Genomic DNA, 12,968 nt, shown 5'->3' with positions numbered 1-12,968 from the left:
GAGAAAGATCATGGGTCCACAACCATTCTTCATCAGCCCTCGCGCTGCAGCACGTCTATTGCAGGCGGTACTGCTGGGCCTGTCAGCGCAACTACTTCATGCCGAACAAGCGCCTCCGATAACTTTGGAGGAGGCACTGAGTCTGGCACAAGCCAATGCCCCCGCCTTGAGCGCGGCAAGCCTGGGTGCTCAAGCCGCACAGGCTTCGGCCGTGTCGGCAGGTCAGCTTCCGGATCCAATCTTGCGTGCTGGCGTGGACAACCTGCCAGTCAATGGGGCCGATCGGTTCTCGCTGGATCGAGACTTCATGACCATGCGCCGTATCGGTCTCATGCAGGAGTACGTCTCGACCGAGAAGCGGCAACTGCAGCGTAAGCGCAACGAGTTGGAAGCGGCAAGTTCCGAGCTGGCACGAGCTGCCGCGCAGGCGAACTTGCGTCGTGACGTCGCACTGGCCTGGCTTGATCGCTATTTCGCGATCAAGAATCGGGAGTTGCTGACATCCCTTCAAAACGAGGTGCAGCTGCAGTTACGCACCCTGGACTCCCAGCTTCGCGCCGGCAAGGCCATGGCAACCGAGCAGCAGATGGCCGCGGCGATGCTGCTGCAGATCGATGATCGAGTCCTGGTCAATGACAGGCAGGAGCGTGTCGCGATCATCAATCTGTCCCGATGGCTGGATGCGGCTGCCCAAAGAACCCCTGGACAGTTACCCGATATTCGACGATTACCTGAGAGTCTGGTCCATGGGGACGTGGTTCATTCCGCGCCCCAGTTGCGCCAGCATGAGCAGGAGCTCAACATCGCCCGGACCGAGCTGAAACTGGCCGAGCAAAACCGATCACCGAACTGGAGCTGGGAGATTGCCTATCAGCAGCGCGGCAGCGACTATTCGAACATGGTTTCGTTTGGGGTCAGTGTGCCCCTGACTTTCAACGCCGCCCGCCGTCAGGATCAGGACGTTGCCGCCAGGCGAGCCCAGCTCAGTCAGGTGGAACAGGTGCATGAGAACATGGTGCGTGAAACCAGAACCAACCTGCTCTCTGCCCATGCAGAATGGCAAACCTTGATTGATCGCCACCAGAAACTGGCCGCCGCCTTGCTGCCGATCACGCAGCAGCGCGTCGAGCTGTCCCTCGCCGCCTACCGATCTGCCCAGACCACGCTGGCCAGTGTTCTTGAGGCCAGGCGCGCCGAAGTCGAGGCCCGGATGCAACTGCTGGAGCTGGAACGCGAGATGGCTCGACTCTGGGCGCAACTGCAGTACGTCTATGTTGACCCCATGAATGCCACGCCCCAGGGAGGACCCCAGCCATGAAGACCCGTACCCTGATTGCCTTGTTCTCAGTCAGCACAGCGTTGATTGCCCTTGCGACCTATCAGCTGGGCTTACAGCGCCATGCGGCCGTCGCCCAGACAACTCAGCCCGCTGCAACGGACGCCAAGGTCGATCCTAAGACTGGCCGCCCTGTGCTTTATTGGCATGACCCGATGGTGCTCGGGCCGCGTTTCGACAAGCCTGGCAAGTCCCCTTTCATGGACATGCAGCTCGTGCCGGTCTATGCCGACGAAAGCGGTGGTGCCGGCGTGACCGTCAGTTCGCAGACCGCGCAAAGCCTGGGTCTGCGCACGGGGATCGTGCGCAGGGGGGAGCTTCCCACACATTTCGACGCCGTTGGAGTTGTCACCGAGAACGAACGCGCCACCGAGGTGGTGCAGTCCCGTGTCACAGCCTATATCGAAAAGCTGCATGTTCGCGCGCCCCTGGATCCCGTTCGCAAGGGACAAACCTTGGCGACCCTCTACGCCCCGGAGTGGGCTGGGGCGCTGGAGGAGTACCTGGGTCTGCGCAAGGCCCAGGCTGGCGCAGCGCTCATCGATGCGGCCCGGGAGCGTCTGCGTTTGCTGTCGATCCCGGATGGCGTGGTCGAGAGATCCGAACGCGCCGGCGCGGCCCAGACCCGTTTTGAACTTACTGCGCCCATCCAAGGCGTGGTGGCTGAGCTAGGCGTGCGCGATGGCGCGATGATCAACCCCGGCATGACGCTTTTTCGAATCACAGACCTTCGCTCGGTCTGGGTGGTGATCGACGTGCCTCAATCCATGGGCAGCCAACTCAGCCCCGGTCGTGCGGCGGAAGTCCAGGTTCCCGGCATCGAGCCTCAGTCTTTGCCAGGCAGGGTCCGGACGGTCCTGCCCGACGTCGATCCAGCCACTCGCACGATCAAGGCCCGTATCGAACTGCCCAATCCGAATACTCAGCTCAAGCCCGGACTCTTCGTGCAGGTCAGGATCAAGGCGCCATCCACTCAGCCGACGCTCCTGATTCCCCAGGAGGCTGTGATCGCCACCGGACGGCGAACGGTCGTGATTGCGATGACCGAGGATGACCGATTCATACCGACCGATGTAACCCTGGGCCGTGACAACGGCGAGGAAGTTGAGATTCGCTCTGGCCTGTCCGAGGGGCAACGTGTGGTGGTTTCGGGCCAGTTCCTTCTGGATTCCGAAGCCAACCTGAAGTCTGGCCTGGGCCGTATGGGCACGGAAGCCACCACAGCCTCCGTGCCTGCCCGTCATTCCGGCATCGGTGTGATTCGCGGCATGGATGCCGATGGACTCACGTTGACGCACGAGCCGATTGCCTCTCTTCAGTGGGGTGCCATGACCATGCCCTTTAAAGCGCCGTCACAAGGCCTACCCAAGGGTCTGAAGGAAGGGATGCGGGTCAAGTTCGACTTCGTTCAGGACGGCGACGACTACGTGCTGCAAAGTGTTGTGTCGGCGGCCGAGAGAGGCAAGCCATGATTGAAAAAATCATCCGCTGGTCTATCGGCAACCGCTTTCTGGTCCTGGCCTCCACCCTGCTTCTGGTGGCGGTTGGTCTCTGGTCTCTGGCACGTACGCCGCTTGATGCATTACCCGATCTTTCCGACGTGCAGGTCATCATCCGAACCAGCTACCCGGGCCAGGCGCCGCAGATCGTCGAGAACCAGATCACCTACCCGCTGACGACGACCATGATGTCCGTGCCGGGCGCCAAAACCGTTCGTGGCTACTCCTTCTTTGGCGACTCCTTCGTCTACGTCCTGTTCGAGGACGGCACGGACCTCTACTGGGCGCGCTCCAGGGTGCTGGAGTACCTGAACCAGGTGCAAGGGCGCTTGCCCGCCGGTGCAACGGCTGCTCTGGGACCGGATGCCACCGGGGTAGGCTGGGTCTACGAATACGCGCTGGTCGACCGCACAGGCCGAACGGACCTCGGGCAGCTTCGCGCCCTGCAGGACTGGTTCCTGAAATTCGAGCTGAAATCCGTGCCCAATGTGGCCGAGGTCGCCAGCCTGGGCGGCATGGTGCGCCAGTACCAGGTTGTGATCGATCCCGATCGCCTGCGCAGCTATGGCATTGCGCACGGCCAGGTGCTGGAAGCTATCCGGCGCTCTAACCAGGAGACGGGAGGGGCCGTGCTGGAGCTGGCGGAGACGGAATACATGGTGCGGGCCCGGGGCTATCTGTCCAGTCTGGATGATTTCCGCAACATACCGCTGCGCACCTCCAGAAGTGGCGTTGCCGTACGGCTGGGAGATGTGGCACGCATCCAGATCGGCCCGGAGATGCGCCGTGGCATTGCTGAACTTGACGGTGAGGGCGAGGTGGTCGGCGGTGTGGTGGTCATGCGGACCGGCAAGAACGCGCAGGAAACGATCCAGGCTGTCAAGGCCAAGCTGGAGCAACTCAAAGCCAGTTTGCCGAGTGGTGTCGAGATCGTGCCCACTTACGACCGCTCCCAACTGATCGAAAGTGCGGTAGCGAATCTGCGCAACAAGCTCATCGAGGAATTTCTGGTGGTGGCGACGGTCTGCCTGCTCTTTCTCTTCCATCTGCGATCCTCACTGGTCGCCGTGATCTCCCTGCCGATCGGCATCCTGGCTGCCTTCATCGTCATGCGCTACCAGGGTGTCAACGCCAACATCATGTCCCTGGGGGGCATTGCGATCGCCATCGGTGCAATGGTGGATGCCGCCGTCGTGATGATTGAAAACGCCCACAAGCACTTGGAGGCGTGGGAAGAGGCTCATCCGGGTCAGAAACTGCAAGCGCATGAGCACTGGTCGGTTGTGAGCAAGGCTGCGGTCGAAGTTGGTCCTGCGCTTTTCTTCTCCTTGCTCATCATCACGCTCTCTTTTGTCCCGATCTTCACGTTGGAGGCACAGGAGGGGCGGTTGTTCTCGCCCCTGGCGTTCACCAAGACCTATGCCATGGCCGCGTCGGCGGCGCTGGCTGTCACCTTGATCCCGGTACTGATGGGCTACTTGATTCGCGGGCGGATTCCGCATGAGCGTGCCAATCCGGTCAATCGTTTCCTGATCACGCTCTATCGCCCGGTCTTGACGCTGGTGTTGCGCTTCCCGAGAAGCACCATCGTGGCTTCTGTCCTGGCACTGGCCAGTACCCTTATTCCTCTGTCACAGTTGGGGGGCGAGTTCATGCCACCCATGGACGAGGGGGACCTGCTCTATATGCCTTCGGCCCTGCCAGGCCTGTCAGCGGCCAAGGCGTCTGAGCTGTTGCAACAGACCGACCGGATGATCCGGACGGTGCCCGAGGTGGCCCGGGTGTTTGGCAAAGCTGGCCGCGCCGAGACAGCAACTGACCCAGCGCCGATCGAAATGTTCGAAACGACGATCCAGTTCAAGCCGCGTGAGCAGTGGCGCCCCGGAATGACGCCGGAACAACTCGTCGCTGAGCTGGATCAGGCAGTCAAGGTACCCGGACTCTCGAACATCTGGGTTCCCCCTATCCGCAACCGCATCGACATGCTGGCTACGGGAATCAAAAGTCCGGTCGGCGTCAAGGTCAGCGGCCCAAATCTGGCGGAGATTGACCGGCTGGCGAGTCAGGTCGAACGTGTCGTCAAGGACGTGCCGGGTGTGACCTCCGCGCTGGCCGAGCGGCTCGTCGGCGGGCGTTATGTCGACATCGCGATTGATCGGGGGGCAGCCGCCCGTTATGGACTCAATGTGGCCGATGTGCAGATGCTGGTGTCCTCTGCCATCGGGGGCGAGAACATTGGCGAGGTTGTGGAGGGCCGGCAACGTTTTCCCATCAATGTCCGCTATCCGCGTGAGCTGCGTGACTCTGTCGACAAGCTGCGCAACTTCTCGTTTGTGAGCGACCAGGGCGCCCAGCTCAGATTGGCTGATGTTGCCCGCATTCAGATCCAGGACGGCCCGCCGATGCTGCGCAGCGAGAATGCTCGGCTTTCGGGTTGGGTCTATGTCGACCTGCGTGGTCGAGACCTGAGCTCTGCGGTCAAAGAGATGCAGGAGCGGGTCAACCAGGAGGTGGCTTTGCCCACCGGTTATGCCATCAACTGGTCGGGGCAGTTCGAGTACTTGGAGCGCGCGGCCGAGCGGCTCAAGGTCGTTATTCCCTTCACGATTGCCATCATCTTCTTCCTGCTGTATCTGACGTTCCGGCGTATTGACGAAGCCTTGCTGATCCTGCTGGCGGTTCCATTTGCCCTGACAGGTGGCTTCTGGCTTATCTGGATGCTTGGGCATGCGATTTCTGTGGCCACCGCCGTGGGCTTTCTGGCTTTGGCCGGAGTCGCAGCAGAGTTTGGCGTCGTGATGCTGGTCTATCTGAAGAATGCGTGGGAGCACAGGTTGGCGGCTGGTACCAGTCCGAGCGAGGCACTATTGCTGGAGGCGATCACGGAAGGGGCCCTGCTACGTGTACGGCCGAAAGCCATGACGGTGGCAGTGATCCTTGCCGGTCTGCTGCCCATACTCTGGAGTGGAGGTACAGGATCAGAGGTGATGCAGCGCATCGCTGCGCCGATGGCGGGAGGCATGATCACAGCGCCCTTGCTGTCTATGCTGGTGATCCCGGCCGTCTGGCTGCTGGTGATGCGGAGATCTTTGCGACGAGCGTGTGAATCGCCCCGGTTCCAATAAACTGTGTAGATCTGCTTCAGATTGCGCCGCTGTTTCCGCGATTTTTTTGCCTCGATTCCTAGCCAGGTGGCCAGCTTCTCGGCGTAGGGATCGAGCTTGCTTGGGTTGACCCGCCTTGTGTAGGTGAGCTCGGTCTCATCCGACCGCAGGTACTTCTTCACTGTGTTGCGAGCCAGGCCTGTGCGCCTGGAGATCTCGCGAATGGGCATCTGTTCTCGCACTGCTCAACGCATGATGACATTCAATGTCGTCAGGGGGTGCGGATAAAAACTTGGACTGGATTTATGCCGTAAGTCCGAGGCTCTCTCGGTATTCGATGGGGCTCAGAGAGCCGAGCGAGATCTTGATCCGTTTCTCGTTGTACCAGCGGATGTAGGAATCAAGGACTTCAATAAATTGCTCAACGGTGGTGCTTCGCCAGTCCCGAGGATAGAACAGTTCGGTCTTGAGCCGACCGAAGAAGCCCTCGCAGGCCGCGTTGTCGGGTGAGCAGGCTTTGCGTGACATCGAGCGAGTGAGGTTCGCCTCGCTCATTCTTGCCAGCCAGCCTGGCCAGCGGTAGTGGCCACCACGATCTGAATGGACCACAGGCCGGTCGGTGGTTTCTGCCACCGTCTCGATGGCGGCATCCAACATCGTGTTGACGAGTTCCGCGTCTGGGCTGGTTCCAATGGTCCAGCTCACCACCATCCCGTCGAAGCAATCGATGATGGGTGACAGATAGATCTTGCCCGCGGGGATCTGGAACTCTGTGATGTCCGTGAGCCACTTCTCGTTGGGCGCAGCAGCCTGGAAGTCGCGGTTGATGATGTTCTCAGGCGCTGGACTGATCTCGCCAAGGTAGGACGCGTACCTACGCCGTTTGGGCTTGGCAACGACCAGGCTTTCCTGCTTCATCAGCCGTTGCACCACCTTCTCAGAGACAATGACGTGCCGCCTGCTCAGTGAGGCCTGCAACCTGCGGTAGCCGTAGCAGCGATGGTTGGACTCAAAGATGTCGGTCATGGCTTGCCGCACCGAGAGATACTTGTCGCCCACCATCGTACGGGCGCGATGGTAGAAGTACGAGCTACGTGCAATACCCAACTGTGCGAGGAGCTCTGGCAGACCGTAGTGCTCCCTGAGGGCGTCAATCAGCAATGTCTTCTCCCGGTTGGTCAGGAGTTGCAGATCGACGCCCAGGCCTTTTTTTAGCAGTTCATTGGCCTTCTTCAAGAGATCGCGTTCCAACTGCAGTTGCCGGATGTCGCGTTGCAGGGATTCGAGCTGTCGCTCCAGTTGCGCTAGGCAACTCGGCGTCGGCCAGCACACCCTTGACCCACCCGTCGAAGTCAGGCCCCACTTGGCTCGCCGAAACATTGACGGCCAGCCGGAATGGTTGCCATGCCAGCACCCGCCAGTCGCGCATCTGGCGGCAGGCTGCACCCAACACCCAAGCGCCGATTTCTGGCATCAGGCCGGACGATTCGACCACGGGCAGGAACTGGCCCGGCGGCAACAGCCCGAGCGTCGGATGACGCCAGCGCAACAAGGCTTCCGCGCCGACAATCTGCTCACTGCGCAAATCGACAATCGGCTGGTAGTGCAGCTCAAGCTGCCCGCGCTCGACCGCCTGCGCCAGTTGCGCCACTGTCCATTCAATTGGCTGGGAAGCGCTCATGATCGACCTCTGAAGGCCCGCAGCAGCCGTGCCACAGACAGAACAAACAAGCCGGTCAGCGTGAGGGCTGCAATACCCCAGTGCTCCCCGACGAACGCGCCGGCCGTCGTGCCGGCCAACACAATGGCGAGAATCGGCAAATGACAGGGACAGGTGAGCACCGCCAGCGCACCCCACAGGTAGCCGGTGAACGGCTTGTGTGTCTCGGTCGGCAAGCGCTCGGGGCTGTTCATGGCAGACTCTCCGCTTGCTGGGCCGGCGCGGTCGGCATCGCGGCCAACTGCACTTCCAGATCGGCCAACGCTTCGCGTCGGCGTTCGACGAACTGACTCAGCACGGCAAGCTGCGCGGCTGTTTCATCGCAGTCCGCCGCATCCAGCGCCCGGCACAACCGCGCCAATGCGTCCAGGCCGATGCCCGCCTCAAAAGCGGCCCGCACAAAGCACAGCCGCTGCAAGGCGGCGTCATCGAACAAGCCGTAGCCGCCCGTGGTGCAAGCAACCGGCCGCAGCAATCCACGCAACAGGTAGTCGCGCACGATATGCACGCTCACCCCGGCCTCAAGGGCCAGCCGGGACACCGTGTAGGCGTTCATCGAACACCTCCTTTTTCCTCATCCGGCGCAGCAGGACAGTTGCTTCACGTCCTTGCTGAAGGTCTGCGCCGCGAGTTTCAATCCTTCGACCATCGTCAGGTAGGGGAACAATTGATCGGCCAGTTCCTGCACCGTCATGCGGTTGCGAATGGCGAGTACCGCCGTCTGGATCAGTTCGCCCGCTTCCGGCGCCACGGCCTGCACGCCGATGAGCCGTCCGCTACCTTCCTCGACGACCAGCTTGATAAAGCCGCGTGTGTCGAAGTTGGCCAGCGCGCGCGGCACGTTGTCCAGGGTCAAGGTGCGACTGTCGGTCTCGATCCCGTCGTGATGCGCTTCCGCTTCGCTGTAGCCCACGGTCGCTACTTGCGGATCGGTGAACGCCACGGCCGGCATCGCGCTCAGGTCGAGGGCCGCATCGCCGCCCGTCATGTTGATTGCGGCACGGGTGCCGGCCGCTGCCGCCACATAGACGAATTGCGGCTGGTCGGTGCAGTCGCCAGCCGCGTAGATGTTCGGGTTGCTCGTGCGCATGCCTTTGTCGATGACGATGGCCCCCTGTGTATTGACGGTGACCCCCGCCGCGTCCAGTGCAAGGCTACGCGTGTTCGGTGTCCGGCCGGTAGCGACCAGCAGCTTGTCGGCGCGCAATTCCCCGTGCGCCGTGGTCAGCACGAATTCGCCGTCCACATGGGCGACCTGACTGGCTTGCGTGTGCTCCAGAACCTCAATGCCCTCGGCACGGAAGGCGGCTGTGACCGCCTCGCCGATGGCCGGGTCTTCGCGGAAGAACAGCGTGCTGCGCGCCAGGATCGTGACCTGGCTACCGAGCCGGGCGAAGGCTTGCGCCAGTTCCAGCGCCACCACCGACGAGCCGATCACGGCCAAGCGTTTGGGAATGGTGTCGCTGACCAGCGCTTCGGTCGAAGTCCAGTAGGGTGACTCTTTCAGGCCAGGAATCGGCGGCACGGCCGGACTGGCGCCCGTGGCAACCAGGCAGCGGTCGAACATCACGACGTGCTCGCCACCCTCGTTCAAACGGACGGCAAGGCTCTGTGCGTCTCTGAAACGCGCTTCTCCGTGCAGCACGGTGATGGCCGGGTTGCCGTCCAGGATGCCTTCGTACTTGGCGTGGCGTAGCTCATCGACGCGGGCCTGCTGCTGGGGCAGTAGTTTGCTTCGATCAATCGCAGGCACGGTCGCCGCAATGCCGCCATCAAACGGACTTTCCCGGCGCAAATGGGCGACGTGGGCGGCGCGGATCATGATTTTTGACGGCACGCAGCCGACATTGACGCAGGTGCCGCCGATGGTGCCGCGTTCGATCAGCGTGACCTTCGCGCCTTGCTCGACGGCCTTCAGCGCCGCCGCCATTGCAGCGCCGCCGCTGCCGATCACAGCGATCTGCAATGGGCGTTCGCTGCCTCTATGCTTATCGGTGGCACCCATCCAGCCGCGTACCTTGTCGAGCAGTCCGGCGCGGTTGTCTGCCGGTGGCGCATCGGCGAGTGTCGCTTTGTAGCCGAGTCCGGCCACGGCGGCGGTCAGTGCGTCCGGCGCTGTGCCTGGATCAAGGGCGAGCTGGGCCGCGCCCTTGGCATAGGACACGATGGCAGATTGGACGCCGGGTACTTTTTCCAGCGCTTCCTTGACGTGCGCCGCGCACGAGTCGCAGGTCATGCCGGTGATTTTTAGATGGGTCATGCGACAGATCCTTTTTCGTTTGTGGCAGCAGACAAGGGCGTCAGATGTGCTGCGCTGCCGTTTTCAGTGCCTCACTTCTTGACGCTGGACGGATAGCCTGCGTCTTCGGTGGCCTTGGTCAGCTTCTGCACGCTGGTCTTGGCATCATCGAAGGTGACAACCGCTTCGCGTGTCTCAAAGGTCACGTCAACTTTGCTGACGCCTTCGACCTTGGAAATCGCCTTCTTGACGGTGACCGGACAGGCGGAACAGGTCATGCCCGGTACGGACAGCGTGACGGTCTGGGTGGCGGCCCACACGGGGGCAACAACGGCAGCGAGGGCGAGGGAGGCAAACAGTTTTTTCATGATGAACTCCTGTGATCAATAGAAAAATGGCATGACGTAGGGAAAACCAAGCGCGACCAAGACCAACACGGCCACGATCCAGAAAATGAGCTTGTAGGTGGTATGCACGTGTGGAATCGCGCACACCTCGCCCGGCTTGCAGGCTTCTGCCGGGCGGTAGATGCGCCGCCAGGCAAAGAACAGCGCAACCAACGCCGCGCCGATGAAGATCGGCCGATACGGCTCCAATATCGTCAGGTTGCCGATCCACGCGCCACTGAATCCCAGAGCGACCAGGACTAGCGGCCCAAGGCAACAGGTAGAGGCGAGGATGGCGGCCAGCCCGCCGGCGAAGAGCGCGCCGCGCCCGTTTTGTGGTTCCGACATGCTTTTGTCCTTTTGAATTTGGAATGGATAGCGTAACCTTACTTCCGTACCAATGTACGGAGTCAAGCGATATGGAAAACAATTTAGAGAATCTGACTATTGGCGTTTTCGCCAAGGCGGCCGGGGTCAACGTGGAAACCATCCGCTTCTATCAGCGTAAGGGCCTGCTGCCAGAGCCGGACAAGCCCTATGGCAGCATCCGCCGTTATGACGAAGCGGATGTAACGCGGGTGCGCTTCGTGAAATCAGCCCAGCGGCTGGGCTTCAGCTTGGACGAGATCGCCGAGCTACTGCGGCTGGAGGATGGCACCCATTGCGACGAAGCGAGTCATCTGGCCGAGCACAAGCTCCAAGACGTGCGCGAGAAGATGGCCGACTTGGCGCGCATGGAGGCCGTGCTGTCTGAACTGGTGTGCGCCTGCCATGCGCGGAAGGGGAACGTTTCCTGTCCGCTGATTGCGTCTCTGCAAGGGAAGAAAGAACCTCGTAGTGCCGCCGTGACATAGCCGAGAGGCGGCTACGGCTTAGCGTACGATTTTTTCCGTTTCGTGAGCAGACCCCAACTACGCCTTAGCGTGCTTTATTTTCCGTTTTCTGAGACGACCCCTAGTTCTACGCGCCGCTTCATCGGAAACTTCGACATGAAAATGATCACCGCTGACCATCTCAAATACCTTTGCCGCATAGCTGTGCAGCTCTGCCTCGGACGTGTCCGCAGGCATTGACTCTTTGAGCAGTTTGTATGCTGCGGCCTCACTCGAAACGAGGAGCTTTAACGCTGCATGTTCTGCCTTCTCGCGCACGCTACGAGACTCTGCGAGCGCAGCCGGTGTTCGAATTGAGTGCATTGCGGCGAACAATGCCAGGTACTCACGATCCTCGAAGCTGAGAGGCGAATTGCAAACTGCGGAATTCAATGCAGTCCCAGCGCGACTTTCTATCAGCCCGAACAGGGCTTCGAGCTCGAATCGCTGCCGATCACTTTCGTCAATGAAGGTGTAGAAGTGCTCAAGTGCGGCAACATTCCTTGGCGCCAGCGAATCGACGATGCCAGTGGTTCGGTCATACACAGCCACGCGCCGGTTCTGAGCAAAACCCTTCAAGTAGAACTTTGACAGGTAGTGCTGCTGCGTCGGGCCATCGAGAAGTGGCCCACGCTCGGCAAGGCGATCGAATGCGCTCATGGACTGAGATTTTATACAGTCCAAAAACCTGTGCAAGACAGCCGTCGACGCGCCTCGGCAGTCATCTAACCTGATCGATGTTTGATTGTTTCCCAGCTATGAACTCGGAGCAGGGCGAGTTTGCTCAGATCATCCAGCCGGATTCATACGAGGGCCTAACTCATTGATTTCTAATGAGTCTCAGCCCGTAGAGAGCCTTAACGCCAAAATTGGCACGCCGCGCACGGGAACCCTCGGAAGCGCAAGGCTACAGAAAACGCGTCTTTTGATCATGATGAAAAACGGAAAAAAAGAATGGTCTCGCTCAGCTTTCGGAAAGCAGCTGGTCGATGAATTTATGAAGTTCGGCGAAGTCCGCTTTTCCTACAAAGCGCTCGACGATCTCCCCTCGCTTGTTCGCGAGTGACGATGTTGGGGTGACATTCACGCCGCTCCAGGCCTTGGCAACCGCGCCGGTATCGTCGATGGCCACTGGAAACGGCAGCGGCTCTCCGCGCAGATGCCTCGGACTACTTTCGACAGATTGATGTCTTGTGCTGTGTCCACGCTAAAAATTTCAGCTCGCCCCAACTCACCGGGACTCATTTGCTGCGGCGGAGTTTTCGGCACTCAAGAGCGTCTGGAGCACCAGCGCAACCGCCCCGCCCACGATGGCCATGTCGGCAATGTTGAAGGCCGGCCAGTGCCAGCCGCGCAGGTGGAAGTCGAGGTAGTCGATGACGTGCCCGCGTACGGCGCGGTCGAATCCGTTGCTCAAAGCCCCGCCCAGGATGAGACAGTAAGAAAGGCATTCAAGTTTGCGCAGCGGACGCAACAGTAGCCAGACCAACCACGCCGACACCGCGAGGGCGATTGCGAGGAAGAACCATCGCTGCCAGCCGCCCGCGCCCGCGAGGAAACTGAACGCAGCGCCGGGATTGAGAACGTGCACCAGGTTGAAAAATGATGTGACCTCACGTGACCACCCCAATGGAGTCGTCATGTCGATGTCGGACTTGGCGGCCTGGTCGGCAGCGAATACGATGATCGCGAGTGCATACCACTGGGCATTGCGAAAAGGAAGGTTCATCTACTTTTTCTCGGCTTCAGAAGCTCTCTCGGAGTTACGTTCGGCGGCTGAAGTGCGCCAAAAAACAAGAATTCGTCGTGCCG

Annotated in this window: 11 protein-coding genes and 4 pseudogenes; 4 read left to right on the top strand and 11 right to left on the bottom strand. The window is 60.7% G+C overall.

The features are described 5' to 3' along the window. Positions 1-10 precede the first annotated feature (10 nt). Genes AZ34_RS14375 through AZ34_RS14365 form a run of 3 tightly spaced genes read left to right on the top strand, consistent with a single transcriptional unit; the run spans position 11 to position 5,960 of the window. Complete coding sequence (locus AZ34_RS14375) at positions 11-1,318, top strand: TolC family protein (RefSeq protein WP_051509878.1); 1,308 nt, start codon at positions 11-13, stop codon at positions 1,316-1,318. Beyond that, positions 1,315-2,808: an efflux RND transporter periplasmic adaptor subunit gene (locus AZ34_RS14370; RefSeq protein ID WP_051509876.1), complete on the top strand. Its 1,494-nt coding sequence runs from the start codon at positions 1,315-1,317 to the stop codon at positions 2,806-2,808. The genes AZ34_RS14375 and AZ34_RS14370 overlap by 4 nt, the downstream gene beginning before the upstream one ends. After that, entirely contained in the window at positions 2,805-5,960 is a 3,156-nt protein-coding gene (locus tag AZ34_RS14365) for an efflux RND transporter permease subunit (RefSeq protein WP_035609285.1), read from the top strand. Before AZ34_RS14370 ends, AZ34_RS14365 begins: the two co-directional genes overlap by 4 nt. A gap of 5 nt (positions 5,961-5,965) precedes the next feature. Here the strand turns inward: AZ34_RS14365 and AZ34_RS18775 are convergent. From AZ34_RS18775 to merT, 8 genes and pseudogenes are all read right to left on the bottom strand, one after another. Next, positions 5,966-6,169, bottom strand: a pseudogene (locus AZ34_RS18775) (IS21 family transposase); the annotation flags it as partial. Between the two features lie 73 nt (positions 6,170-6,242). Beyond that, positions 6,243-7,241 (bottom strand): annotated as a pseudogene (locus AZ34_RS14360) (IS3 family transposase); the annotation flags it as partial. Between the two features lies 1 nt (position 7,242). Next, positions 7,243-7,620, bottom strand: a pseudogene (locus AZ34_RS14355) (EAL domain-containing protein); the annotation flags it as partial. Then, positions 7,617-7,853, bottom strand: coding sequence for a broad-spectrum mercury transporter MerE (gene merE / locus AZ34_RS14350; RefSeq protein ID WP_035609280.1), 237 nt, complete (start codon positions 7,851-7,853; stop codon positions 7,617-7,619). The gene merE and the pseudogene AZ34_RS14355, both read right to left, overlap by 4 nt. Then, positions 7,850-8,215 (bottom strand): mercury resistance co-regulator MerD, encoded by a 366-nt coding sequence (merD, locus tag AZ34_RS14345; protein ID WP_003090698.1) that lies wholly within the window; start codon positions 8,213-8,215, stop codon positions 7,850-7,852. Before merD ends, merE begins: the two co-directional genes overlap by 4 nt. Positions 8,216-8,233: 18 nt before the next feature. After that, on the bottom strand, positions 8,234-9,919 hold the full coding sequence (gene merA, locus AZ34_RS14340; RefSeq protein WP_035609275.1) for a mercury(II) reductase: 1,686 nt from the start codon (positions 9,917-9,919) through the stop codon (positions 8,234-8,236). Between the two features lie 71 nt (positions 9,920-9,990). Further along, a complete protein-coding gene (gene merP / locus AZ34_RS14335) occupies positions 9,991-10,266 on the bottom strand; it encodes a mercury resistance system periplasmic binding protein MerP (protein ID WP_035609272.1) in 276 nt (91 codons plus the stop codon). Positions 10,267-10,281: 15 nt separating this feature from the next. After that, entirely contained in the window at positions 10,282-10,632 is a 351-nt protein-coding gene (merT, locus tag AZ34_RS14330) for a mercuric ion transporter MerT (RefSeq protein ID WP_011111453.1), read from the bottom strand. 71 nt (positions 10,633-10,703) lie between these two features. Here merT and merR point away from each other — a divergent pair, with 71 nt between their 5' ends. Next, entirely contained in the window at positions 10,704-11,138 is a 435-nt protein-coding gene (gene merR, locus AZ34_RS14325; protein WP_035609268.1) for an Hg(II)-responsive transcriptional regulator, read from the top strand. A 57-nt stretch (positions 11,139-11,195) separates the two neighbouring features. Here the strand turns inward: merR and AZ34_RS14320 are convergent, their stop codons facing one another. From AZ34_RS14320 to lspA, 3 genes and pseudogenes are all read right to left on the bottom strand, one after another. Next, positions 11,196-11,816, bottom strand: coding sequence for a DUF4238 domain-containing protein (locus tag AZ34_RS14320; RefSeq protein ID WP_035609266.1), 621 nt, complete (start codon positions 11,814-11,816; stop codon positions 11,196-11,198). Positions 11,817-12,120: 304 nt separating this feature from the next. Next, positions 12,121-12,300, bottom strand: a pseudogene (locus tag AZ34_RS14315) (TlpA family protein disulfide reductase); the annotation flags it as partial. A gap of 87 nt (positions 12,301-12,387) precedes the next feature. Continuing rightward, complete coding sequence (lspA, locus tag AZ34_RS14310) at positions 12,388-12,885, bottom strand: signal peptidase II (protein ID WP_035609264.1); 498 nt, start codon at positions 12,883-12,885, stop codon at positions 12,388-12,390. Positions 12,886-12,968: the final 83 nt, after the last annotated feature.

The sequence above is a fragment of the Hylemonella gracilis str. Niagara R genome (assembly GCF_000600295.1).
Taxonomy (GTDB): Bacteria; Pseudomonadota; Gammaproteobacteria; order Burkholderiales; family Burkholderiaceae_C; genus Hylemonella; species Hylemonella gracilis_A.
Note: the sequence above shows the minus strand (reverse complement) of the source record. Positions and strands in the feature narration are given on the sequence as shown.

What these genes read in the sequence shown, in the direction of transcription:
- merD (WP_003090698.1), bottom strand. Translation starts at nt 8,215, where the DNA reads ATGAACGCCTACACGGTGTCCCGGCTGGCCCTTGAGGCCGGGGTGAGC.
- merA (WP_035609275.1), bottom strand. Translation starts at nt 9,919, where the DNA reads ATGACCCATCTAAAAATCACCGGCATGACCTGCGACTCGTGCGCGGCG.
- merR (WP_035609268.1), top strand. Translation starts at nt 10,704, where the DNA reads ATGGAAAACAATTTAGAGAATCTGACTATTGGCGTTTTCGCCAAGGCG.
- AZ34_RS14365 (WP_035609285.1), top strand. Translation starts at nt 2,805, where the DNA reads ATGATTGAAAAAATCATCCGCTGGTCTATCGGCAACCGCTTTCTGGTC.
- AZ34_RS14375 (WP_051509878.1), top strand. Translation starts at nt 11, where the DNA reads ATGGGTCCACAACCATTCTTCATCAGCCCTCGCGCTGCAGCACGTCTA.
- merT (WP_011111453.1), bottom strand. Translation starts at nt 10,632, where the DNA reads ATGTCGGAACCACAAAACGGGCGCGGCGCGCTCTTCGCCGGCGGGCTG.
- lspA (WP_035609264.1), bottom strand. Translation starts at nt 12,885, where the DNA reads ATGAACCTTCCTTTTCGCAATGCCCAGTGGTATGCACTCGCGATCATC.
- merE (WP_035609280.1), bottom strand. Translation starts at nt 7,853, where the DNA reads ATGAACAGCCCCGAGCGCTTGCCGACCGAGACACACAAGCCGTTCACC.
- AZ34_RS14370 (WP_051509876.1), top strand. Translation starts at nt 1,315, where the DNA reads ATGAAGACCCGTACCCTGATTGCCTTGTTCTCAGTCAGCACAGCGTTG.
- AZ34_RS14320 (WP_035609266.1), bottom strand. Translation starts at nt 11,816, where the DNA reads ATGAGCGCATTCGATCGCCTTGCCGAGCGTGGGCCACTTCTCGATGGC.
- merP (WP_035609272.1), bottom strand. Translation starts at nt 10,266, where the DNA reads ATGAAAAAACTGTTTGCCTCCCTCGCCCTCGCTGCCGTTGTTGCCCCC.